We start from the raw sequence: 23,866 nt of genomic DNA, 5'->3' as shown, positions 1-23,866 counted from the left end.
TCGGCTCTACTTGACCGCCGCCGCCAGCGCCACCACGACGAACATCAGTACGAGTACACCGGCCATGATTTGGTTTCGGGTCTTCGGGTTCACGCCATCGAGGTTAACCGGCCGCCCCCGGCCGCCTTCAGCCGCCCGCCCCGTCCAGCGGCCAGCGCCCCACCGTCTCGTACCGCGGCTGCTCCCCCGGCACCCCTGAACTGGGCAGATTGCTGCGTACCAGACACAGTTCCCGGACCGTCCAGTTCCGCCCGGCGAAGGCGTCCAGGGCGGTGACGTACGGGGCGAAGTCCGCCGTGTCCCGGCTGCGGGCCAGCGTCAGATGCGGGCGGTAGCGCCGGTGCTCGCCCATCTCGACGCCCGCCTTCCGCGCCGCGGCCTCCGCCCGGTCGGCCAGCAGCCGCAGCGTACGGACGTCTCCCGACACCCCGGTCCACAGCGCCCGGCCGCCGAAGTGACCGCCGCCGTGCAGGGCGAGCGGGAAGGAGGGCGTGCGGTGCGCCGCGCGCGCCAGCCGGTCCGACAGCGCCGGAACCACGTCCTGCGCCACCTCTCCGTAGAAGGCGAGGGTGAAGTGCCAGCCGGGGCGGCCGGTCCAGCGCAGTCCGTCCGCGCCCGGCAGCCGGTGCAACTCGTCCACCATCGCGCCCAGTTCACGTACCGCGTCCTGCGGGGGCAGCACGGCCGCAAAGAGTCTCATGCCCGTCACCCTTCCAGGGAATGGATCACCGGGCCATCTTCGCCCACGATGAAGATGAGGATGAAGATGAATACGGGTGGGTGCGTACGTCGACGGGGGGCCGCCAGATGCCCATGCTCGGAATCCTGCTGCTCCTGGCGGGCTCGGCGGTGGCGACGGCGGGCGTGGTCTTCTTGCCGGCCCTCACCGTGGGCGTGATGCTCCTCATCGTGTATGAGTTCAACTATCCGTTCAGCGGGCCCCTGAAGGTGAACCCGACGGCGTTCCAGCTGGCGCTGGTCCGGATACGGGCCCTCGTGTGACCGCGCGTCATGTCGCCCTGGCCAGTTGCTCCTTCTGCTCGGGCTGTTCCGTCTGCTCTCTCGGTACGAAGCCGACCTGGGGATGGCCGCGGTGCCAGCCCACCGACAGGCGCAGGCCGCCGACGCGGGCCAGGACCAGGCCGATGGTGATCGCGGCGGTCATCGACACCAGGCCGCCGAGCGCGAAGCCGACGCGCGGGCCGTAGGCGTCGGTGACCCAGCCGACCAGGGGCGCGCCCAGGGGCGAACCGCCCATGAAGACCATCATGAACAGCGCCATGACGCGGCCCCGCATGGCGGGGTCGGTGCCCATCTGGACCGCGGTGTTCGCCGTGACGTTCACCGTCAGGCCGAAGATTCCGATCGGGACCATCAGGAGCGAGAAGAGCCACAGGGACGGAGCCGTGGCCGCCACCACCTCCAGGGCGCCGAAGGCCACGGCCGCCGCGATCAGGATGCGCAGTCTGGCCGTGCCGCGACGGGCGGCGAGCAGCGCGCCGGCCACCGAGCCGACCGCCATCAGCGTGTTGAAGAGGCTGTACGCGCCGGCGCCCGCGTGGAAGACGTCGTCCGCGTACGCCGAGAGCCAGACCGGGAAGTTGAAGCCGAAGGTGCCGATGAAGCCGACGAGGACGATCGGCCAGATCAGCTCGGGGCGGCCGGCGACATAGCGCAGGCCCTCGCGGAGCTGCCCCTTGCCGCGCGGTGCCCGCTCGACCATGTGCAGGTCGCGGGTGCGCATCAGCAGCAGCCCCGCGATGGGGGCCACGAAGGAGAGGCCGTTGAAGAGGAAGGCCCAGCCGGTGCCGACGCCGGTGATCAGCAGGCCCGCGACGGCGGGGCCGATCAGCCGGGCGGACTGGAAGTTGGCGGAGTTGAGGCTGACCGCGTTCTGCAGCTGACCGGGACCGACCATCTCGGAGACGAAGGACTGGCGGGCCGGGTTGTCGACGACCGTGGCGAGGCCGACGGCGAAGGCCGCCAGGTAGACGTGCCAGACCTGGACATGGCCGGAGAGGGTCAGAAAGGCGAGCGCGAGGCCGGTGAGGCCCATGGCCGTCTGGGTGGTCAGCAGGGTGGGGCGCTTGGGGAGCCGGTCGACGAGGACGCCGCCGTACAGCCCGAAGAGCAGCATCGGCAGGAACTGCAGCGCGGTGGTGATACCGACCGCGGCGGAGGAGCCGGTGAGGCTCAGCACCAGCCAGTCCTGGGCGATGCGCTGCATCCAGGTGCCGGTGTTGGAGACGACCTGGCCGAGGAAGAACAGCCGGTAGTTCCTGACCCTCAGCGAGCTGAACATCGACGAGCTGGAGGAGCGCGGAGCGGGCGGGGACTCCGGGGCGGGCGGGGAGCCGGCGGTGGACGACGAATCGGCGGTGGACGACGAATCGGCGGTGGACGAGGAATCGGGAGCGGACGAGGGATCGGGGGTGGCTGGTCCGGGGGCGGAAGGTATTCCGGGTCCCGTACTCAAAGAGGTTCGCCTCCTAACGTTGGACGTCTCGGCACGCGGGCGCCGCCGCGTCTGTCACGGTGAGGTTCCGGCACCGGGGTACGTGCCGGACAGTGCGCACGGCCCGCACGGCGCGCCCCGCACGGGACACCGCGACCGGCGCACGCCCGGCGAGGGGCCGTGCGCGGCTGCGACCACCGCGCGGCGCCCGCGCCGAAGCCGCGCCTGCCGCGCGTGCGCCTGAGCCCGGTGTGCGGCACTCACAGCTGTGCGAGCTTTTCGAGGACGGGGGCGGCCTCGCGGACCTTCGCCCACTCGTCCTCGTCGAGGGCCTCGACCAGTCCGGCCAGGAACGCGTTCCGCTTGCGGCGGCTCTCTTCGAGCATCGCCTCCGCCTTGTCGGTCTGCGTGACGACCTTCTGGCGCCGGTCCTCGGGGTGCGGCTCCAGTCTGACCAGGCCCTTGGCTTCGAGCAACGCGACGATGCGGGTCATCGAGGGCGGCTGCACATGCTCCTTGCGGGCGAGTTCGCCGGGCGTGGCGGTGCCACAGCGGGCGAGGGTGCCGAGCACCGACATCTCGGTGGGGCTCAGCGACTCGTCGACCCGCTGGTGCTTGAGTCGACGTGACAGCCGCATTACTGCGGAGCGCAGGGCGTTCACGGCGGCAGCGTCGTCGCCATGGGTGAGGTCAGCCATGTATTTAGCATAACTCATTACTCTCGCTAAAGAGCCACAGGATGCCCGTGACACGGGCCACTGAACCCATACATCACTCATACGAGTGAGCCCGCTGCGGAAAGTGACCCGTCGTGCGCCCGGGCGGGGCGACCCTCGACTGCATGGGGACCAGCGTGCTCAGCTTGCGGATAGACGGGGAGCTGCTCGACCGGCTCCGGCACCACGCCGCCAAACGCGGAATGAGCGTCCAGGACTATGTGGTCCGGACGCTCATTCGCGACGACTTCGACGAGCGGTTCCAGACCGCGGTCGAGGAGACGGAGAAGTTCTACGGGGTCACGTGAGACCCCGCGGGGCCGCTCACGTGAGGCCCAGGGCCGGCATCAGGTAGTAGAACGCGAACACCGCCGAGACGACGTACATCGCGACCGGGATCTCGCGGCCACGGCCCGCGGCCAGCCGCAGCACCACGAAGGTGATGAAGCCCATGCCGATGCCGTTCGTGATCGAGTAGGTGAACGGCATCATCACCATGGTCACGAAGGCGGGCATCGCGATGGTGTGGTCGGCCCAGTCGATCTCCTTGACCGAGCCGGACAGGATCAGGAAGCCGACCGCGAGCAGCGCGGGGGTGGCGGCCTGGGACGGGACCATCGTGGCGACGGGGGTCAGGAACAGGGCCACCGCGAAGAGCGCGCCGGTGACGACGTTCGCGAAGCCGGTGCGCGCGCCCTCGCCGACGCCCGCCGTGGACTCCACGAAGCAGGTGGTGGCCGAGGAGGAGGAGGCACCGCCCGCGGCGACCGCGATGCCGTCGACGAAGAGGACCTTGTTGATGCCGGGCATGTTGCCCCGTGCGTCGGTCAGCTTGGCCTCGTCGCCGATGCCCATGATCGTGCCCATCGCGTCGAAGAAGCACGACAGCAGCACGGTGAAGACGAAGAGGATGCCGGTCAGTACGCCGACCTTGTCGAAGCCCCCGAAGAGGCTGAACTTGCCGACGAGCCCGAAGTCGGGGGTGGCGACCGGGTTGCCGGGCCACTTCGGGGTGGTCAGGCCCCAGGACGGGATCTTGGCGACGGCGTTGACGATCAGCGCGAGAACCGTCATCGCGACGATCGAGATCAGGATGGCGCCCGGCACCTTGCGCATGATCAGCGCGAGCGTGAGCAGGGTGCCGAGGACGAAGACCAGGACGGGCCAGCCGTTGAGGTGGCCGTCGGCGCCGAGCTGGAGCGGGACCGTGGTCTGGGCGATGTCCGGGATGCGCGAGACGAAGCCCGAGTCGACCAGGCCGATCAGCATGATGAACAGGCCGATACCGATCGAGATGCCCTTGCGGAGCCCCAGCGGCACGGCGTTCATGACGCGCTCACGCAGACCGGTGGCGACCAGCAGCATCACGACGAGGCCGGCCAGCACCACCATGCCCATGGCGTCCGGCCAGGACATCCGCGGGGCGAGCTGGAGTGCGACGACGGTGTTCACGCCGAGGCCCGCGGCCAGCGCGATCGGCACATTGCCGATGACACCCATGAGGAGCGTGGTGAAGGCCGCGGTCAGGGCGGTCGCGGTGACCAGCTGCCCGTTGTCCAGGTGGTGCCCGTACATGTCCTTCGCGCTGCCCAGGATGATCGGGTTCAGCACGATGATGTAGGCCATCGCGAAGAAGGTGGCGAAACCGCCGCGGATCTCGCGCGACAGCGTGCTGCCGCGCTCGGAGATCTTGAAATGGCGGTCCAGCGCGCCCCGGGCGGGGCCGGGCCCCGGCTGCTCCGGGGCGGCGGGGGCCTTGGTGGTGGCCGAGGTGGACATGGGTGACCTCATACGTGCGGGGCCTTGGGGGGCCGGTACTGGCGCCGGGCGGGGACTGGCGCCGGGCCGGGGAGCTTGATCGAGTCCGGCTGTCACGCGATCACCAGCAGGCTTCTCAGACGTCTCTGTTGGTGTTTCCTACGAACAGAAAGAGCCAGACTCAGACCGTTTCAGTATGAACATATGAGTCCGAAATCGCTATCTCCGCGCGTAGACCGTTGGTGCACAAGGCCACCCACGGGGTCGGGTGGCATCCGATCCACGGCCTCGTAAGCTGTGCCCATGGCGAAGTGGACCCCCAAGCACGAGGCGCCGGAGCCCCTGGAGGGGCCCGTCGTCGCCACCATCACGGGCGGCACGATCCTCTGGTTCGTCCTCTTCCTGGCGCAGCTGCCGTTCTACGGCTGGTTCGACGACCACGGACACCTGTGGTGGCTGTGGACCTGCCTGGCCGGCGCGGGTCTCGGCCTGATCGGCATCTGGTACGTCCGGGGGCGCGACGCCGCCCTCAAACGCGCCGCCGCCGAGGCGGAACAGCCGACGTCCGCCCCCGCGGAGTAACCGTCCGCTGCTGCGGAGCAACCAGCTTCCCCTACACCCAGAGCATCACTCACCGCCGCTCCCGTCCTCCCCTGGTCGGATCTTTGGGGCACTCGGCAGGTGAAGCCTTATATCCGCACGTACCGTCGAATGCATGACGCACATCGACGCGGGCGCCGAACTCGACCCTGTTCACCCCGTGCCCATACCCGCCCCCAAACGGGCGCAGGGGCTGTCCGCCGCCGAAGTGGCCGAACGGGTCGCGCGCGGCGAGGTGAACGACGTCCCCGTGCGCAGCAGCCGCTCCCTGGGCGAGATCGTCCGCGCCAACGTCTTCACCCGGTTCAACGCGATCATCGGCGTGCTCTGGCTGATCATGCTGTTCGTGGCGCCGTTCCAGGACAGCCTGTTCGGGTACGTGATCATCGCCAACACCGGGATCGGCATCATCCAGGAGTGGCGGGCCAAGAAGACCCTGGACTCGCTCGCGGTCATCGGCGAGGCGAAACCGACGGTACGCAGGGACGGCACCGCCGGTGAGGTCAGTACCTCGCAGATCGTGCTCGGGGACCTGATGGAGATCGGGCCCGGGGACAAGATCGTCGTCGATGGCACGTGCGTGGAGGCCGACGGGCTGGAGATCGACGAGTCGCTGCTCACCGGTGAGGCCGACCCGGTGGTCAAGCACCCGGGCGACGAGGTGATGTCGGGCAGCTTCGTGGTCGCGGGCGGCGGCGCGTTCACGGCGACGAAGGTGGGGCGGGAGGCGTACGCGGCGCAGCTCGCCGAGGAGGCGTCCCGGTTCACGCTGGTCCACTCCGAGCTGCGCACCGGTATCTCCACGATCCTCAAGTACGTGACGTGGATGATGGTTCCGACCGCGATCGGCCTGGTCATCAGCCAGCTCGTGGTCAAGGAGCACGGTTTCAAGGACTCCATCGCGCGGACGGTCGGCGGGATCGTGCCGATGGTCCCCGAGGGCCTGGTCCTCCTCACCTCCGTGGCCTTCGCGATCGGCGTCATCCGACTTGGCCGGAAACAGTGCCTCGTGCAGGAACTTCCCGCCATCGAGGGCCTCGCCCGCATCGACACCGTCTGCCTCGACAAGACGGGCACCCTCACCGAGGGCGGCATGGACGTCACCGAGCTGCGCCCGCTCCAGGGCGCCGACGAGTCGTACGTACGAAAGGTCCTCGGGGCGCTCGGCGAGTCGGACCCGCGGCCGAACGCCTCCCTCCAGGCGATCATCGGCGCCTACCCGGACAGCGAGGAGTGGCGCTGCGTCGAGTCGCTCCCGTTCTCCTCCGCCCGCAAGTACAGCGGGGCCTCCTTCAGCGAGGGCAACGGCGAGTCCAGTACATGGCTGCTGGGCGCCCCCGACGTACTGCTGCCCGCCGGGGACCCGGCGCTCGCCGAGACCGAGCGGCTGAACGAGGACGGGCTGCGGGTGCTGCTGCTCGCCAAGGCCACCAAGGATCTCGACGACGCCGAGGTGAAGAAGGGCGCCCGCCCCACCGCCCTGGTGGTCCTGGAGCAGCGGCTGCGCCCGGACGCGGCGGACACCCTGCGCTACTTCGCCGAGCAGGACGTCAAGGCGAAGGTCATCTCCGGCGACAACGCGGTCTCGGTCGGCGCGGTGGCCGGAAAGCTGGGCCTGAGCGGCGCGGTCGTGGACGCGCGCCACCTCCCCGACGAGAAGGAGGAGATGGCGAAGTCGCTGGACAAGGGCACGGTGTTCGGGCGGGTCACCCCACAGCAGAAGCGGGACATGGTCGGCGCGCTGCAGTCGCGCGGCCACACGGTGGCGATGACGGGCGACGGTGTGAACGACGTGCTGGCGCTGAAGGACGCCGACATCGGCGTGTCCATGGGTTCGGGCTCCGAGGCGACCCGGGCGGTGGCCCAGATCGTCCTGCTCAACAACAGCTTCTCGACGCTGCCCTCGGTGGTCGCGGAGGGCCGTCGGGTCATCGGCAACATCACCCGGGTCGCGACGCTGTTCCTGGTGAAGACGGTCTATTCGGTGCTGCTGGCGGTGCTGGTGGTGTGCTGGCGGGTCGAGTACCCCTTCCTGCCCCGGCACCTCACCCTGCTGTCCACCCTGACCATCGGTGTCCCCGCGTTCTTCCTCGCGCTCGCCCCCAACACGGAGCGGGCGAGACCGCATTTCGTACGGCGGGTCATGTGGTACTCGATCCCCGGGGGCGTCGTCGCGGGCGTCGCCACCTTCGTCACCTATCTGGTGGCCCGTCACCACTACTCCGGGCCCGGCCAGTTGGACGCGGAGACGAGCGCCGCGACGCTGACGCTGTTCCTGATCTCGATGTGGGTGCTGGCGATCGTCGCCCGGCCGTACACCTGGTGGCGTGTCGCTCTGGTCGCCTCGATGGGCCTGGCGTTCCTGGTGGTGCTGGTCGTGCCGTGGCTCCAGCACTTCTTCGCCCTGAAGCTGGTGGGCGTGGAGATGCCGTGGATCGCGGTGGGCATCTCGGTGGTGGCGGCGGTCGCCCTGGAGTTCCTGTGGAGGTGGGTCGACCGCCGCGTTCCCGCGTGAATCCGTCGACGGGTCCCGCGCACGCCGGCGCGCGGGACCCGTCAGCGCAGGTCGACGTGTGTCAGCGCACGTCGATGGCGTCACCCACGGCGTTGACGGCCGGGGTGGTCGGGCTGCCCGCGTAGGAGTAGCGGTAGGTGCCGTCCACGGACGCCTTGACCGTCGTCTTCAGCGCACCACTGGCGGTCGTCCTGATCGTCTTGACCGTGCTGTAGGTGGTCGCGCCCTTCTTCTTGAACTGCAGCTTCACCGACTGAGCGCCATAACCGGAGTACTTGCCGGCATCCCAGTTGGCACGGGTCAGGGCGCCCGTCACCGTGATGGTCTTGCCCTTCTTCACCGGCTCCGGAGTGGCGTTGACCGTCAGCTTCGACAGCCGCTGCACCTTGAAGCTGCCCGCCTTCTCCTTCCAGATGAAGTCGGAGTCGTCGCCCTTGGCGTCCACCCACGCGTCGACGTACCAGGTGCCCGCCTCGTCGTTGGCGACGTCGTACACCCGCGGGTCGACGGTGAAGGTGCTGGAGCAGGTGGAGGTCGTGGCGTTGGCGGCGACGCACTTCACCGAGGCCGTGGTGAGCATGCCGTAGTTCGGGCCGTACAGGGTGAGGTCGGCGCCGTCGATGCCCTTGTTGTCGGTCGCGGTGACGGCGACCGTGAACTTGGTGACGGTCGTCGCGCCGATGACCACGTTCTTGCCGCCGTTCACGACGACCTTGGTGATCTTCGTGTCGCCCTGGCTGCCGTCCGCGAAGGCCGCGGGAGCCAGGACGGCTCCGGCCGCGGCGAAGGACGCGAGCAGGGCGACGGTGGTGGTGCGCTTGCGCATGGATTCCCCCCATGGGATGACGTGCCACATATGCGGAACCCGTGCCCTTGGCTGGGGCACGGGAATTGCATGGACTGCTGGTGCTGCTGGTGCTGCTGGTGCTGCTGTCGATACTGCTTGGTGCTGCCGGTACCGCTACTGCTTGCCGGTACCGCTGCTCACCTCACGTCGATGGCGTCACCGACGGCGTTGACGGCCGGGGTGGTCGGGCTGCCCGCGTAGGAGTAGCGGTAGGTACCGTCCACGGACGCCTTGACCGTCGTCTTCAGCGCACCACTGGCGGACGTCCTGATCGTCTTGACCGTGCTGTAGGTGGTCGCGCCCTTCTTCTTGAACTGCAGCTTCACCGACTGAGCGCCATAACCGGAGTACTTGCCGGCATCCCAGTTGGCACGGGTCAGGGCGCCCGTCACCGTGATGGTCTTGCCCTTCTTCACCGGCTCCGGAGTGGCGTTGACCGTCAGCTTCGACAGCCGCTGCACCTGGAAGCCCTTGGCGTTGTCCTTGCGGACGTAGTCGGCGTCCTTGCCCGTGGCGATCGCCCAGACCTTCCAGCCGCCGGCCACCGAGTTGACCAGGTTGTAGGCCGGCTTCATGTCGAAGGTCGACTTGCAGGTCGACGTCGTGGCGTTGACCTTGGTGCAGGTGGCACGGCCGTCGCTGCTGTTGGCGACGGCACCGCTGTCGGACGCGTCGATGTTCGCGCCGTGGTACAGGATCGCCTGCGCCCAGTTGACGCCCGAGGCGTCCTTGACGGTGAAGCTGACGGTGATGGTCTTCTTCGCGGTCGCGCCGACGACGACCGACTTGCCACCGTTCACCACGACGTTCGAGATCGTGGTGTCCCCGCGGACCACGTCGGCCTGCGCGGCAGGCACGGCGAGAGCGGAGAGGGCCAGGGCGCCGGTGACAACGCCGAGGGTGGCACGCATGCGCATGTGTTCCCCAGATTGAGAAGGGGTCCCGACGCTCCTCGTTCCGCGGCTCGCGGTCACGTACGGGGCCCGAATGATCGTGAAGTCTGTTGACTCGCGTGCTCAGATCCGCGACAGAAGCGAATGGTTGTACGGGTGAGGAACCCTTTTTGCACCTATGGCCAAGATCACACCACAGCCCCGCCCAAGGGGTCGCACACCTTCACCGTGCGCGACCCCGGGGCACGGCCCCGGCCTCAGTCGAACCAGCGGTCGCGCGCCAACTCCTCGGTCCGGGACGGGTCCTCCAGCAGCGCGGCCACCTCGAAGCGGCGGGGCCACTGACCGGCCGCCCAGGCGAGGCCGGCCGCGACGCCCTCCACCGTGGCGGCGTGCAGCACCCCGTCCCGCGTCCGGCGCCAGTCCAGTTCGGTGCCGTCGACGACGAGTTCCTCGTGCTCGACGTACGAGGTGGGGGTCGAGGGGCCCAGCAGGACCCGTACCGACTCCGGTACGTCGTGCTCGGTGCCCTCCGAGGTCACCTCGCCGGTCACCGACTCGCTGAGCCGCCGCACCTGGAACAGTTCGGCGAGGTCGGCGGCGCGGGACGGCCGTACGGGGAGCAGGGGCATCCCGTCGGTGAAGGGCAGCAGGTCGGGCGAGTCGACGACCACCGCCTCGGCGGCGTCCACGACCCTCACCTCGCCGTCCACCACGGCCCGCAGCTCGTCGGGCAGGGTCACCTGCTCGGGTTCGAGGTCGGCCAGGGCGCCGTAGAGGGCGTGCAGTTGGGTACCGGAGACCTCGCGGTCGGGGTCGGCGAGCCGGTCGAGGAGTTCGGCGGCGCCGCCGGGCTCGTCCAGGAGGGCGGCCACGGACGTGCGTACTCCCAGGGCCCGCAGCACCTGCTCGTCGTCGAAGCCGGTGGCGTCGGCGGCGTCGTACAGGCCGTGCAGAAGGGGATCGCCGCCCGCCGCCCGCAGACCGGCCGGGCGGCGGCCGTCGAGGACGGGATGACCACGCAGCCACCACGCCGAGTACGGCCGGACGATCTCGTGCGTGCCGTCCGGCAGGAGGACGCGCACCGGCTGGGTCAGCGCGTCCCGCAGCGGCGGCCGGGACAGCAGTCTGAGCGCCTGCGGCCAGCGGTCGTCGTCGACCAGGTCCAGGTCCCGTACCGCGACGATCTCCGTCGCGACCGGCGGCACCGGCACGTCGGGCAGCCGGTCCAGCACGTCCTCGCACCACACGTCGACGGCGTCCAGCAGGCCCGCGTCGTCGGGTTCGGCGAAGTCGGAGTCGCGGGGCTCCAGTTCGTCCGGGTCGAGGACGACGTCGGTGGCGCGTACGAGGGTGAAGTTGGCCAGCACCCCGCAGGCGGCCAGCGGCTGTTCGCCCCAGCGCTCGGCCAACTCGGCGTCGATGAAGGCGAGTTCGTCCTCGCGCATGACCTGGGCGAAGGGACTGCCGGGCAGCACGAGTTCGCCCGCGGGCGACGGCTCCCCCTCCTCGTCGGGGAGGGCGAGGGCGCCGAGCCAGGGTTCGTCGCCGGGTTCCAGACCGGCGTCGCGGACGAGGGCGAGGACCAGGTCCGCGAGCTCCTCGGCGTCCGGGGCCTCCTGGTCCCAGCCGCCTCCCTCGTCGTCGAGCGAGGCGGCGACGGCGGCCCGCACCTGCGGGGTGGTCAGGACCGCCCGGGGGGTGGCCGGGAGGGCGCCCAGCTTCTCCAGGAGGGGGTGGGCGGCGTCCGGATGGGCGACCTTGAGGCCGAGCCGGGCCAGGGTGTCGGGGGCGGCGTTCTGCGCGCCGTCGGGATCGGGGTCGGGCAGCAGAACCTGGCGGGGGCCGATGGTCGTACGGCCGTCGGCGAGCGGCACGGGGAGTCCGGAGAGCCGGTCCGGGTCGACGCCGCCCAGGCTGTCGTACAGCCGCCACCACCAGTCGGGGTCCTTCTCCAGCCCGGCCAGCCGGTCCACGGCCTCGGTGAGCGGGACGCGGGCGACGCCCAACGTCCGCAGTTCCACCCGGCGTTCGAGCCCGGCGGGCAGCAGGCTGGGCAGCACCTCGGCGAGCACGCGGACGGTCTCGGCGCCGGCGCCCTCGACGACCTCGGCGTCGCGGGGACGCAGGGCGGCCGGGTTGTCCGTGATGCCGACACCGATGTCTGCCCCTGCCCCGATTCCGGTCCCGGTCCCGGTCTCGTCATCGGGTTCGCGCCAGTCGGCGGGGGTGTCCTGGTCCTGGTCCTGGCCCTTGTCCCGCGGGGCCGCGGGCGGCAGGAACGCGGTGCGCGGCAGCCGCTCCAGGATCGCCTGGCGCAGGGCGCCGTCCAGCTCGCCCTTGCCGAGCGGGCCGGGCACGAGGTCGATGATCCCGGTGCCCACCGGGCGCCAGGCGGCGAGCAGCTCGGCGTACGCGTCCGCCGCCCGCTCCACGAGGAAGTCGGTGAGGGGGCCGGGCGCGGCGTGCCGCCGGGTCGTGTCGAGCGGGAGGGAGGCGATGAGGAGGGCCGGCACGCCGAGGGGTTCGTCGCTGGGCGTGGGCGCGTGCACGACGGGGCTGGTACGGGGGTGGGCGGGCACGCCCTCGACGTCCACCGGGACGGCCCAGGTGACCGACCAGTGCGGGCGCAGCCGCTCCTCGACCGGGCGGTCGGCGAGCAGGGCGGGGTCGAGGGGGCCGTGGTGGGAGACGGTGCGGTAGGGGGTGGTGCCGTTGCGGGAGTCCTCGACGGTGACGCCGTGCTCGTCGGTGCGGCGCCGCAGCGTGCGTACGTCCCCGTCGCCGTCCCCGACCTCGACGACCACCTCCTCCAGGCCCGGGAGGGCGAGCAGCAGGGCGTCGTCGATGTTCCGCAGAAGGCGCTCGGCGAGATCCTCGGCGGCGGTGTCCCGCAGCGGCAGGATCACCACGGTGTCGTACGGGTCCGGGGCCGTGCCCTCGGCCGCGAACGGCAGCCGGAGCAGCGGCACATGGCCGTCGCGGCGGCGGATCTCGTCGCCCAGGCCCGGGCTGTGGCGGGCGGTGTCGGACGCCAGCTCACGGGCCTCGGCGAGGGACCAGCGCACGCCGCCGTGCCGGCCGACGACGGCGGGCTCGTCGGTCACGGCGAGGACGGCCGCGAAGCCGACGCCGAAGCGGCCGACGGCGGTGTCGTGCGCGTCGCGCTTCGCGGAGGCGCGGAGCGTGGAGAGCGATTCGACGCCCGTCGCGTCGAGGGGGGCGCCGGTGTTGGCCGCGACGAGGACTCCGTCGCGCAGGGTGAGGCGGAGGCGGCCGGGGACGCCGGCGCGGGCGGCGGCGTCGGCGGCGTTCTGGGCGAGCTCGACGACGAGCCGGTCACGGTAGCCGCCGAGGACGAGGTCCTCCTCGGCGTTGGCGTCCTCGCGGAACCGGGCCGGGCTGGTGGCCCAGGCGTCCAGTACGCCGCGGCGCAGGCGCGCCGTGCCGAACGGGTCCGCGCCCTCGGGTGCCGGCCGCACGAACTTGCTCACGGTTCACTCTCCCTCTCGCTTCGCGCGATCGCGAGCGCTGGGCTCGGCCGCGGCATGAAGGTACCGCGCGCCGGGTGGCCTCCGGCCCGGTCGCCCGTCCCATGGTCCTTCTTTGACCGCGCCCAGCCCCGGGACCACGCCCCGCCCCGCCCACCCGGGATTGTCCGCCCGCGGGCCGGCGGGGGCTGATCGCGCAGTTCCCCGCGCCCCTGAAAGCGGGGCTACGCCCCGAAAAAACCCGCCCACCCCAGATCGTTTGACCGCAGGCCGGCGGGGGCCGGTCGCGCAGTTCCCCGCGCCCCTCAAGGCGGGGCTACGCCCCGAAAAAACCCGCCCGCCCGGGATCCTTTGGCCGCGGGCCAGTGGGGGCCGCTCGCGCAGTTCCCCGCGCCCCTCAAGGCGGGGCTACGCCCCGTAATCCCCGCCCACCCCGGATCGTTTGACCGCAGGCCGGTGGGGGCTGGCCGCGCAGTTCCCCGCGCCCCTGAAAGCGGGGCTACGCCCCGAAAAAACCCGCCCACCCCGGAATCGTTTGACCGCAGGCCAGTGGGGGCTGGCCGCGCAGTTCCCCGCGCCCCTCAAGGCGGGGCTACGCCCCGAAAAAACCCGCCCACCCCAGATCGTTTGACCGCAGGCCGGCGGGGGCTGATCGCGCAGTTCCCCGCGCCCCTCAAGGCGGGGCTACGCCCCGAAAACCCCGCCCACCCCGGGCCGCGGTTCTTCAGCCCGTCCGGCGTTTGAGGACGAGGCCGTTCAGGCCGGTCGGGGGGCTGGGGGCGGAGCTCCCAGGGAGGGGATGGGACGGGTAGGGGCGGCGGGGGCGAGGAAAACGGCTACGAGTGGCCCAGTTCGGCCGAGGATTCGTCGGGGGTGACGGAGACCGAACCGGAGTCGGGGGAAGGGCGGAGGGGGAAGGGGTCGACGCGGGTTTCGTCGATGACCGGCGGCGCCGGGCGAAGAGGTTTGGGCATGACCGCGGCCTCGGAGTGGCCGCCACAGCCGTACGAAAGGGAGACGACCCGACCGTCCGCCGGGGAGAACTCGTTCGCACAGACACCGAACGCCTGTCCGAGCGAACCCCCGATGGGGTTCAGGAAGCCGCAGCTGACACAGGACGCGGGCGCGGCCTGCGCCATCGCCGTCTTGGGCCCGTACGACTCCTCCCAGCGATCGGCCGCGATGTGCAGCCCGTAGCGGGACAGCACACGGGCACGGCGCAGCCCGAGCTCCTCCGCGACGGCCGCGATCGAGCCACGGCGCGGGGCGACCGGCAGATGCGCGGGGCTACCCGCCGTAACCTCGGCGTCCTCCGCCTCGACCAGTTCCGCCATGTCCTGGGAGACCGCGGAGTTCGGCGCGGGCTCGTCCTCGCCGGAGAAACCGGGCTCAAGGCGCAGATCCTCGGCGTCCGTGGGCAGCAGGTCGCCCGGACCCATGTCCCCGGGCCGCAGCCGCTCGCTCCACGGCACCCACTCGGGCGCGAGCAGCGCGTCGGGCCCGGGCAGCAGCACCGTCTCGTCGAGGGTGACGACCTTCGCGCGGGAGGCGCGGGCGACCGTCACCGCCCAGCGCCAGCCCCGGTACCCGAATTCCTTGCACTCGAAGAAGTGCGTGACAACGCGATCCCCCTCGGAGACCACTTCCACGTGCGCACCGACGACGCCGGGGGCGGCGGCCTCCTCGGCGGCGGCGCGGGCGAGGTCGACGGCCTCGGCGCACAGGCGGTCGGGGGTGCGGCTTCGCGTTGTCGCTGCGCTCACAGGTATCGCTTCTCTCCTACGCCGTCTCACGGGTGCGCCATTCCTCGGCGGGGGGTGCGGACGGAGCGGACCGGTGGGCCGCGTCGACGTCCACGCCCAATCGCGCTCGGGCGCACCTACGTCATCCATTCTGCGGGATGACCGAGAGGCGCGCGGCCGAGAACAACCGCCGCAGGCGCGCTACGCACGCTACCTTCTCCTGAGCCCTGGGCCCACACCGGCGGGGCGCTTCCGCACGCTGCGCCGGGTTTCCGAGAGGCTCCGCGACGGTGTTTTCCCACCCTGGAGCCCTGTCGTACGGATCGAAAAGAACCCCGTACAACTGTCCCGGTCGGCCGGAAAACACTCCCCGCCGCCGCTCCCACCCGTCTCGATGCCGACTCAATCCCGGCTCGGTCCCGGCTCAATCCCGGCTCAATCCCGGCTCAGTTCCCGTTCGCTCCCCGTTCGTTCCCCGCTCGGCTCGCGCGCCCCCCACCCGCCCCCGCTCGGCCGCAGTACACGCGGTATACGCGCGGTAACCGCACTACGTAGGCACTTCTCGGGGCACTATGGCGGAGTGGCAGCCGCAAGGTCGTCCCAAGGAGCCGCCGGAATCGGTGGCGCCAAGGGGAGCATCCGAAGTGGCGGATCGAGCCGGATGAGCGGTTCCGTCCGCGCGGTCGGCCGTGCCCTGCACTTCCCGGTGACCGGAACGGCACGCGGAATCCGCAAGGCGACGCACGCCCATGGGGCGGGTGAGTCGGGGCTCGGCAAGCTAATCGAGCTGCACGCCGTGAACGGCGCCGGCGATGTCATGATCACCATCGCGCTCGCCTCCACCGTCTTCTTCTCCGTCCCGACCGACGAGGCCCGAGGTCGCGTCGCCCTCTATCTCGCCATCACCATGGCGCCCTTCACCCTCCTCGCCCCGGTGATCGGTCCGCTCCTGGACCGCCTCCCGCACGGCCGCCGGGCCGCGATGGCGGCCTCGATGCTCGCCCGCGCGGGGCTCGCGCTGCTGCTGTCGAGCGCGGTCGTGACCGGCGGCATCGAGCTGTACCCCGCCGCGCTGGGGGTGCTCGTCGCGTCCAAGGCGTACGGGGTGGTGAGAAGCGCGGTCGTGCCACGGCTGCTGCCACCCCGGTTCTCGCTCGTGAAGGCCAATTCGCGGGTCACCCTCGGCGGACTCCTCGCCACCGGCGTCGCCGCGCCGATCGGGGCGGGCCTGCAGGCCCTCGGCCCGCGCTACCCGCTCTACGGCGCCTTCGTGATCTTCATCGCGGGTGCGTTCCTGTCGTTCACCCTGCCCCCCAAGGTCGACTCGGCCAAGGGCGAGGACAGGGCGCTGCTCGCCGCCGACGAGGAGCATCTGCACGGGCCGCATCTGAAGGGCCTGAAGAACCGGAAAGGCGTGACGGACCCGCCGAAGACGAAGCCGGAGCGGCGGCCCGGGCTGCGTACCGTCGGCACGGCCGTCACCCACGCCCTCGGCGCCAACGCCGCCCTGCGCGGCCTCTCCGGCTTCCTGACCTTCTTCCTCGCCTTCCTGCTGCGCGAGCACCCGCTCACCGGCACGAGCGCGGCCGTCTCGCTCGGGATCGTGGGCGTCTCGGCGGGCGCGGGCAACGCGCTCGGCACGGCGGTCGGGGCCTGGCTGAAATCACGTGCTCCGGAGATCATCATCGTGACGGTCGTCGCGTGTGTGCTGGGGGCCGCGATCACCGCCGCCCTCTTCTTCGGGGCCTTCCTCGTGGCCTGTCTGGCGGCGATGGCCGGGTTCTCCCAGGCCCTCTCCAAACTGTCCCTGGACGCGCTGATCCAGCGGGACGTGCCGGAGTCCGTGCGTACGTCGGCGTTCGCGCGCTCCGAGACGGTGCTGCAGGTGGCCTGGGTGGTGGGCGGCGCGATCGGCATCGCCCTGCCCCTCAACGGGACGCTCGGGCTCTCCGTGGCCGCCGCGATCGTCGCCGTCGGCTGGCTCACCACCGCGCGGGGACTGCTGAGCGCCGCGCGGCACGGGGGCCCGGCGCGCCCGCGCGTGGCCTGACCGCGGCACGCCGTACCCCACGTGGGGAGAGGGGTGGGCGTGCCCGATAGCCTTCGGCCATGACCTCCCTGCCCCGCGGCAGAGCCGCCCATGGACATCGCCGCCGCGCCGTTGCCGCTCTCGGCGCCGTTTCCGCCGGACTTCTCGTCCTGTCAGCCTGTGACAAGCCGACGCCGCTGGCCACCATCACGGTCGGCGACAAGTCCGTGAGCTCCGAGACCGACTGCTACAACGACGGCAAGGAGGTGAAGACCGCGGACCTGGCCAAGTGCCTCAAGGACTCGGGCATCAAGTCCATCAAGGTCGACCCCGACGACACCGTACGGTTCGGCGTGGACCCGAAGATCGCGGACAAGGGCTGGACGATCCTGATGAACGGTCAGCCGCTGACCGAGTCCAGCAAGAAGACCTACCGGACGATTCCGGGGAGCGTGTTCTTCAACGCGCAGTACGGCGCCAGCGGCAACTCCACGCTCGTCTCCATCAGGGAGGGCGACACCCCGGTGACCGGGCTGTGGTCCTTCAAGCTCAAGAAGGACGCCTGATCGCTTGATCTCCGCCGCTGGGCCGAGGGTGCTGGTGGCCACCGCGGTTCCGGCTGAACGGGACGCGGTGGCCGAGGCGTTCGCCGCGGCCGCCGAGTCCGTGCGGCTTCCCGGCGTGACCCTGGAACGGCTCTCCCCGGCCCGGGGGACCCTGGATCTGCTGGCCGCCGGGGTGGGGCCCGCTTCGGCCGCCGCCTCCGTCGCCGGGGCGCTCACCGCGGGGGCCCTGGACGGCGCGGCCTACGACCTCGTCCTCTCCGTGGGCATCGGGGGCGGTTTTCAGCCGGAGGCCCCCGTGGGCTCCCTCGTCGTCGCCGACGAGATCGTCGTGGCGGATCTGGGCGCCGAGACCGCGGACGGGTTCGTACCCGTCACCGGGCTCGGGTTCGGGACCGTCAGCCACCGTCCACCGGAAACACTCGTACGAGAGGCCGTGGCGGCCACGGGTGGTCGCGCCGGGACCGTACTGACCGTGTCGACCGTGACCGGCAGCGCCGAGCGTGCCACCGAGCTGCGGGCCCGGCACCCCCGTGCCCTCGCCGAGGCCATGGAGGGCTTCGGCGTGGCCGAGGCGGCCGCCGCGCACGGTGTGCCCGCACTGGAGCTGCGTGCGATCTCCAACCCCGTGGGCCCGCGCGACCGCGCCGCCTGGCGCATCGGCGACGCCCTCGCGGCCCTCACCGAGGCGTTCGGGAAGCTCGCGCCCGTCCTGGAGAGTTGGAAACCCGTATGAACCAGATGAACCAGATGAACCAGACGAGCAAGATGAACCAGACGAGCAAGACGAATCCTGAGCAGACGCAGACGCAGACGCAGACGCAGAAGCTTCAGATCGCCTACTCGCCCTGTCCGAACGACACCTTCGTCTTCGACGCCTGGGCCCACGACCGCGTCCCGGGCGCGCCCGCGCTCGACGTGACCTTCGCGGACATCGACATCACCAACGGCATGGCCGAGCGCGGCGAGTTCGACGTGCTGAAGGTGTCGTACGCCGTGCTGCCGTACGTTCTCGGCGAGTACGCACTGCTGCCGTGCGGCGGCGCGCTGGGGCGGGGCTGCGGGCCCCTGGTGCTCACCCGGGAGCCGGACGCCGATCTGACCGGCCGTACCGTGGCCGTGCCGAGCGAGCGCTCGACGGCGTATCTGCTCTTCCGGCTCTGGGCCGCGGACACCCTCGCGGGCGGGGTCGGCGAGATCGTGGTGATGCCGTTCCACGAGATCATGCCGGCCGTGCGGGACGGGAAGGTGGACGCCGGACTCGTCATCCACGAGGCCCGTTTCACCTACCAGAACTACGGGCTGCACAAGCTCGCCGACATGGGCGAGCACTGGGAGCGGACCACCGGACTGCCCATCCCGCTCGGCGCGATCATCGCCAAGCGCTCGCTGGGCGCTCAGCGTCTGACGGACCTCGCCGAGGCGACGCGCGCCTCGGTCCGCGCCGCCTGGGACGACCCGGAGACCTCTCGCCCCTACGTCCTCGAACACGCCCAGGAAATGGACCCCGCCGTCGCCGACCAGCACATCGGCCTGTACGTCAACGAGTTCACGGCCGACCTCGGCGACGAGGGATACGCGGCGATCCGGGGCCTGCTCACCCGCGCGGCGGCCGAGGGGCTGGTGCCGCCCCTCGGCCCGGATGCGCTGAAGTTCCCGTAGCGGTGGTGGAGATGCCGGCCGTGGCGGGGGTCGGGGACGCGGGCTACACGTCGAGTTGGTCGGCGACCGCGCGCAGCAGGCCCGCGATCTTCTTGCCGGAGGCCTTGTCGGGGTAGCGGCCCTTCTCCAGCATCGGCGTGATGTTCTCCAGAACCGTCGTCAGGTCCTGGACGATGGAGGCCAGTTCGTCCGGCTTGCGACGCTGGGCGGCGGCGACGGAGGGAGTCGGGTCCAGGATGGTCACCGAAAGGGCCTGGTCGCCGCGTTGACCGGCGACGACACCGAACTCCACGCGCTGACCGGGCTTGAGAACCTCTACTCCGGCGGGCAGGACCGAGGAATGGACGAAGACGTCGCCGCCGTCGTCGCGGGAGAGAAAGCCGAAGCCCTTCTCGCTGTTGAACCATTTGACCTTGCCTGTCGGCAAAGCACACACCCACTTCCCCTACCCAAAGCCACCGATCCGGACCAGCCTACCGGGGCTTTCCCCGTGGCTCACCTGAGAAAACAGAGAGAGCCCCTGCCAGTGAAGGCAAGGGCTCCGAGTGCCCTGAGGGACTGTCAGCCCACGTACGCCTGGAGGGCCTGCGAGGTGGCACCCACGGACAGGTTACGGGTCCTGCCATCTTGGATCTTGTACGTAAAGGCGGGCGATGTCGAGCACGGCGACTGAAAGTGGGCTGCCCCAGGCTCGGCCTAGCTACTTGCCCCTGAAAAAGGTTCGGGCGGTGATGGCCCTGCTGTGGGGTGGCGGTGTTGTCAGCTTGTCGATGGTCCGTGCCTCACCGGGTGAGAACGGTCATTCGGTGGAGGTTGTAGGCGAAGATCCCCAGTCCGGCCCAGGTCTGGGCGCCGGCCAGGCGACGCAGGCGGGTGCGACGGAAGCCGAAGCTGCGCTTGAGGTGACTGATGCGGGCCTCGACGCCGACTCTCCAGTTGCCCATCCGCCGGAATGGGCGGCTCTGCTCGTACTCACGCCGTGTCTTTCCAGGTTTTCCGGTGCGTTGCAGGCCGATCCGCTGGACACCGAGTTCAGCCAAGGCGAGATCGTTGGCCGCGGTGCCGAAGCCGCGGTCGGCGACGACCGTGCCGGGCGGGCGGCCGGTCAGGGACACGGCGCGCTCCACCGAAGGAACCAGTTGCGGCGCATCGGCCGGGTTCCCGCGCTGGACCTGGTGGTCGACGATGAAGCCGCGTTCGTCCTCGGCCACGAGCGCGGTGTAGCCAAACTGGGTGGGGTGCTGGGGCTTGCCCTTGCGAATCGGCCGGGCGTCGGGGTCTGCCAACGAGACCAGCCGGTCAGGGATGGTGCGGATGCCCGCCAGCCGCAAAGCGGTCTGCTCCAGCAGGCGGCGGGTGCCCGCCGCGGTCTCGGCCAGCTCACCCACCAGGTGCGCAAGTCGCCCCGAAGGCCGCTTGCCCAGCGTGCGCCGGGCATTGCGCTCCACCACCGCCACGTCCCTGCCTCACCCCGCTGCGGCACCGCAAGGCCCCCGACCGGCCCACCGTCCCCGGCTGGAAATGGGCGCTGTGCCCCGGCTGCGGCCGGCAGGGCGACCGCGACACGGGCGCGTGGCAACGCATCGCCGCACGCGGCCTCACCCACCAGACCAAGACCGTCACCGACCGCACCACCGCCACCATGGCGATCCGCTCGGTGGTGGACACCCTCGAAAGTACGGCCGTCATCGCACCGGCCGCACCGAAGACCAGTCGGACGGACCGGTCCAAGACCGGACCCACCCGGCGACACACCACACGCCCCGCGCCCAGGCGACGCAGGGCACCCTCCCCCACCAGCCCCTCGGGCCCGGCGGGCAAGCGTCCGGAGGGACACGCTCACACGGACCGGACCAGGCTGCCCCGCGCAGCCCACCGGCACCAGGACGTGACGACAACCAGCACACCCACCACCAGCCGCCACAGGCCACGAGGAGCAGCACGGGGCGCAGGATTCCACCTGCACGCCCACGCCACCCCTCCACAGTGGGCAGATTCCCCACCAGACACCACGTCTGGCAGAGGACCGCTCAGCTGATTAGAGACGCTAATGGTCAGGGGGCCGGTGACAAGACGTCGCCGGATTGTTCCTTCGCGCTGGGAACTACCCTGGTCCGGTGCGTGACAAGACCCAACCGAATTCCGCCGAACCAGGTGACCGGCTGATCCGTGCCGGTGCCATTGTGTTCTTCATCGGAGCCGTGGCCACTCTCGTCACCGTGGCCCCGCTGCTCCTCGATACGACGCCCTTTCCGACGTACATGTTCGGCCTGAGCATGCTCATGGGCGTCGGCTTCCTGATCGCCGGAGCGGGGGTGTTCCGGTCCGTCGCGGCGGGACGCCGTCGGGCCCGCGCGGTTCAGGCCCGTACGGTTCAGGCCCGCTCGGCCTCGCGGTAGTCCCCGCGGTCATCGCTGCGGGCATCGCTGCGGGCATCGCTGCGGGCATCGCTGCGGGCATCCCGACGGTAGTCGCTCAGCCACGCCGGGAACTCCGTCAGGTCGGCCAGCACGACGTCCGCGCCCGCCGCGCGCAGCTCCGCCGCGTCGCAGGGGCCGGTGGCCACCGCGACGGAGTACGCGTCCGCGGTGCGCGCGCCGCGTACGTCGCCGGTGTGGTCGCCGACGTACACGCTCGCGCCGTGCTCGCGCAGCGCCTGGGCCTTCCGCTCGGCCCACAGGTTGCCCACGACCGCGTGGGCGTCGATGCCCAGGTGCTCCAGGTGCAGCTTGGCGTTGGGCTCCCACTTCGCGGTGACGACCACGGCGCGCCCGCCCGCCGCCCGCACGGCCTCGACCGCGTCACGGGCGCCGGGCATCGCGAGCGTGCCGGTGATCGCGTACGTGGGGTACATCTCACGGTAGAGGTCGGCGATCGCGGCCACCCGGTCCGCCGGGAACCAGTTGATCAGCTCGTCCTCCAGCGGCGGGCCGAGCCGCGTGACGACCAGGTCGCAGTCGATGTACGTCCCCGTGTGCGCCGACAGCGCCCGGTAGCAGGCGTGGATGCCGGGGCGGGAGTCGATCAGGGTCATGTCGAGGTCGAAGCCGACGGTCAGCGGGCGCGAGGTCATCGATGCGGTAGGCATATAAACCATTGTGCCCAGGGGCGGTGTCGATCAGCTGTGCCCAGGGGGCGGGTGCTGATCGGCGGCCGTCGGCCAACGGCTGTCGGCCAACGGCTGTCGGCCAACGGCTGTCGGCCAACGGCTGTCGGCCAACGGCTGTCGGCCAACGGCTGTCGGCCAACGGCTGTCGATCAGCGGCTGTCGATCAGCGGCGGCGCTGTGAGCGCCAGACCAGGTACAGCGCCGAGGCCACCGCCGCGCCGCGGATCACCCAGGGCCAGGTTTCCTTCATCGCCTCGTCCATGTGGCCCTTGACGATCGGATCGCCCCAGCGGCCGTCCGTACGGCCCCACAGCCAGACGACGCCGGCCGTCACGACCAGGCCGGGCGCGCCGAGGACGGCCCACTTCGACTCCGCGGGGCTCAGCCGGCGGGAGGCCCAGGCGATGAGCCAGCCGAGGCCCAGGGCGAACCAGTTGCCGAGGACGGCGCCGATGACCAGGAGGACGGCGGCGAGCAGGAGGAGGGGGTTGGTCCAGTTGCCGGGGCGGGGGAGACGGGAACGGGGGGTGGCTTTGGGCTCGGCGTCGTCGGCGGGGACGGTTTTCTTGGCCTTGGACGGCTTGGCGACCTTGGACGGCTTGGACGGCTTGGACTGCCCGGACGGCTTGGGCCGCTTGAGCAGCCTCAGCGGCTTGCGGCTCGCTTTCTCGGCCTCGGTGGGGTCTTCCGTGGCCTCGTCCGCGCGCTCCTCCTCCGCCTCGGTCTCATCCTCCGCCGCGTCCTTGGTGCCCTTGTGCTTCGGCGGCGGCTTGAGCAGTTCGGGGATCTCCACGCCCCCGACGAAGCCCGGCACGCTGTCCACGTCCATGGCCCCGAACGGGCTGCTGTCCGTGCGCCACCAGTCCGGTTGCCCGGAGGTGTCGCCCCAGTCGTGGGGGCTCGCGCGGTGGGGCCGTGAAAGGCCGTCGGCGGTGGTCCCGCTGGACCCGGGTTGCGGTTTCCGTCCTGCCGTGCGGGGCCTCGGGACGACTCGGCGCAGGCCCTTGGGGCGGTCCTCCGGCTCGCCCGCGCGCTGGGTGGGGACGGCGGCCCAGGTGTCCGTGCCGGTCTCCGGGGCGCTCTGGCGGGCGGTCGCGACGACCTCGTCCGGGGAGCCGAGACGGGAGAGGATGCGGCGGACGGCGGCGGGGCTGTCGATGGGGGACTTCGCCCTGCGGCGGTCGATTTCGTTGCGCAGTTCCGACACGAGTCGCATGCGGGTGGCCGAGGGCAGCTGGCCCTGCTGGGCCAGGTCGCCGACGCGGCTCAGATAGTCGAATACGAGCTGGTCGCTTTCAATCCCCACGAAGTCCCCTCCGGGGCGGGCGCGTTGGATACCCCGTGGTCACGACGGTACCGCGTACGACCCCGTTTCCTCGCCCCCACCGCCCCCGGGGCTGCGCCCCGGCCCCCGGGTGTGTTGTCGAGTGCGGGTGAGCGGGAGCTGATCGCGCAGTTCCCCGCGCCCCTGAGGCCGGGGCTGCGC

General features: G+C 71.1%; 20 protein-coding genes and 1 pseudogene. 9 read left to right on the top strand and 12 right to left on the bottom strand.

The annotated features are described in order from the left end of the window. Positions 1-127: 127 nt before the first annotated feature. A complete protein-coding gene (gene thpR / locus RV986_RS29275) occupies positions 128-700 on the bottom strand; it encodes an RNA 2',3'-cyclic phosphodiesterase (protein ID WP_475920243.1) in 573 nt (190 codons plus the stop codon). Between the two features lie 107 nt (positions 701-807). Between thpR and RV986_RS29270 the strand changes: the two genes are divergently transcribed. Further along, on the top strand, positions 808-1,002 hold the full coding sequence (locus RV986_RS29270) for a hypothetical protein (RefSeq protein WP_475920242.1): 195 nt from the start codon (positions 808-810) through the stop codon (positions 1,000-1,002). Positions 1,003-1,009: 7 nt separating this feature from the next. Here RV986_RS29270 and RV986_RS29265 read toward each other — a convergent pair whose 3' ends face one another. Further along, a complete protein-coding gene (locus RV986_RS29265) occupies positions 1,010-2,302 on the bottom strand; it encodes an MFS transporter (protein WP_475920241.1) in 1,293 nt (430 codons plus the stop codon). Positions 2,303-2,715: 413 nt separating this feature from the next. Then, the gene (locus RV986_RS29260; RefSeq protein WP_054235179.1) at positions 2,716-3,153 is read right to left on the bottom strand and encodes a MarR family winged helix-turn-helix transcriptional regulator; all 438 of its coding nucleotides are present in this window, start codon (positions 3,151-3,153) and stop codon (positions 2,716-2,718) included. A 143-nt stretch (positions 3,154-3,296) separates the two neighbouring features. Between RV986_RS29260 and RV986_RS29255 the strand changes: the two genes are divergently transcribed. Beyond that, on the top strand, positions 3,297-3,479 hold the full coding sequence (locus RV986_RS29255) for a hypothetical protein (protein WP_054235178.1): 183 nt from the start codon (positions 3,297-3,299) through the stop codon (positions 3,477-3,479). 16 nt (positions 3,480-3,495) lie between these two features. On the opposite strand, the gene RV986_RS29250 is transcribed toward RV986_RS29255, so the two are convergent. Continuing rightward, positions 3,496-4,950, bottom strand: a complete 1,455-nt coding sequence (locus tag RV986_RS29250) for an NCS2 family permease (RefSeq protein WP_475920240.1) — start codon at positions 4,948-4,950, stop codon at positions 3,496-3,498. Between the two features lie 282 nt (positions 4,951-5,232). On the opposite strand from RV986_RS29250, the gene RV986_RS29245 reads away from it, so the two are divergent. After that, positions 5,233-5,511 carry a DUF2530 domain-containing protein gene (locus RV986_RS29245; protein WP_475920239.1) on the top strand — a complete coding sequence of 93 codons (279 nt, stop codon included), beginning with the start codon at positions 5,233-5,235 and terminating at the stop codon, positions 5,509-5,511. A gap of 133 nt (positions 5,512-5,644) precedes the next feature. Continuing rightward, entirely contained in the window at positions 5,645-8,044 is a 2,400-nt protein-coding gene (locus tag RV986_RS29240) for a cation-translocating P-type ATPase (protein ID WP_475920238.1), read from the top strand. A 61-nt stretch (positions 8,045-8,105) separates the two neighbouring features. Here RV986_RS29240 and RV986_RS29235 read toward each other — a convergent pair whose 3' ends face one another. The 4 genes from RV986_RS29235 to RV986_RS29220 form a co-directional block, all read right to left on the bottom strand. Further along, positions 8,106-8,870, bottom strand: a complete 765-nt coding sequence (locus RV986_RS29235) for a calcium-binding protein (protein ID WP_475920237.1) — start codon at positions 8,868-8,870, stop codon at positions 8,106-8,108. A 158-nt stretch (positions 8,871-9,028) separates the two neighbouring features. Next, on the bottom strand, positions 9,029-9,808 hold the full coding sequence (locus RV986_RS29230) for a calcium-binding protein (RefSeq protein ID WP_475920236.1): 780 nt from the start codon (positions 9,806-9,808) through the stop codon (positions 9,029-9,031). 233 nt (positions 9,809-10,041) lie between these two features. Next, positions 10,042-13,278: a sacsin N-terminal ATP-binding-like domain-containing protein gene (locus tag RV986_RS29225; RefSeq protein ID WP_475920235.1), complete on the bottom strand. Its 3,237-nt coding sequence runs from the start codon at positions 13,276-13,278 to the stop codon at positions 10,042-10,044. Between the two features lie 833 nt (positions 13,279-14,111). Beyond that, complete coding sequence (locus RV986_RS29220; RefSeq protein ID WP_475920234.1) at positions 14,112-15,038, bottom strand: DUF3027 domain-containing protein; 927 nt, start codon at positions 15,036-15,038, stop codon at positions 14,112-14,114. Positions 15,039-15,597: 559 nt separating this feature from the next. Here RV986_RS29220 and RV986_RS29215 point away from each other — a divergent pair. The 4 genes from RV986_RS29215 to RV986_RS29200 are packed head-to-tail and all read left to right on the top strand — an operon-like array spanning position 15,598 to position 19,271. Then, positions 15,598-17,067 (top strand): MFS transporter, encoded by a 1,470-nt coding sequence (locus RV986_RS29215; RefSeq protein WP_475920233.1) that lies wholly within the window; start codon positions 15,598-15,600, stop codon positions 17,065-17,067. Positions 17,068-17,126: 59 nt separating this feature from the next. Further along, entirely contained in the window at positions 17,127-17,612 is a 486-nt protein-coding gene (locus tag RV986_RS29210; protein WP_475920232.1) for a DUF2771 domain-containing protein, read from the top strand. Between the two features lie 4 nt (positions 17,613-17,616). After that, entirely contained in the window at positions 17,617-18,345 is a 729-nt protein-coding gene (locus tag RV986_RS29205) for a futalosine hydrolase (RefSeq protein WP_475920231.1), read from the top strand. A gap of 32 nt (positions 18,346-18,377) precedes the next feature. Beyond that, positions 18,378-19,271 carry a 1,4-dihydroxy-6-naphthoate synthase gene (locus tag RV986_RS29200; protein ID WP_475924472.1) on the top strand — a complete coding sequence of 298 codons (894 nt, stop codon included), beginning with the start codon at positions 18,378-18,380 and terminating at the stop codon, positions 19,269-19,271. 43 nt (positions 19,272-19,314) lie between these two features. Here the strand turns inward: RV986_RS29200 and RV986_RS29195 are convergent, their stop codons facing one another. Further along, complete coding sequence (locus RV986_RS29195) at positions 19,315-19,698, bottom strand: cold-shock protein (RefSeq protein ID WP_475920230.1); 384 nt, start codon at positions 19,696-19,698, stop codon at positions 19,315-19,317. Between the two features lie 355 nt (positions 19,699-20,053). After that, positions 20,054-20,734: pseudogene (locus RV986_RS29190) on the bottom strand (transposase); the annotation flags it as partial. A gap of 654 nt (positions 20,735-21,388) precedes the next feature. Here RV986_RS29190 and RV986_RS29185 point away from each other — a divergent pair. Continuing rightward, the gene (locus RV986_RS29185; protein WP_475920229.1) at positions 21,389-21,670 is read left to right on the top strand and encodes a hypothetical protein; all 282 of its coding nucleotides are present in this window, start codon (positions 21,389-21,391) and stop codon (positions 21,668-21,670) included. Here the strand turns inward: RV986_RS29185 and RV986_RS29180 are convergent. Beyond that, positions 21,646-22,344, bottom strand: coding sequence for an HAD family hydrolase (locus tag RV986_RS29180; protein WP_475924471.1), 699 nt, complete (start codon positions 22,342-22,344; stop codon positions 21,646-21,648). The two genes, RV986_RS29185 and RV986_RS29180, sit on opposite strands and share 25 nt — an antisense overlap. A 199-nt stretch (positions 22,345-22,543) precedes the next feature. After that, complete coding sequence (locus RV986_RS29175; protein ID WP_475920228.1) at positions 22,544-23,686, bottom strand: hypothetical protein; 1,143 nt, start codon at positions 23,684-23,686, stop codon at positions 22,544-22,546. Positions 23,687-23,866: the final 180 nt, after the last annotated feature.

Source organism: Streptomyces sp. RLA012 (genome assembly GCF_056270325.1).
Note: the sequence above shows the minus strand (reverse complement) of the source record. Positions and strands in the feature narration are given on the sequence as shown.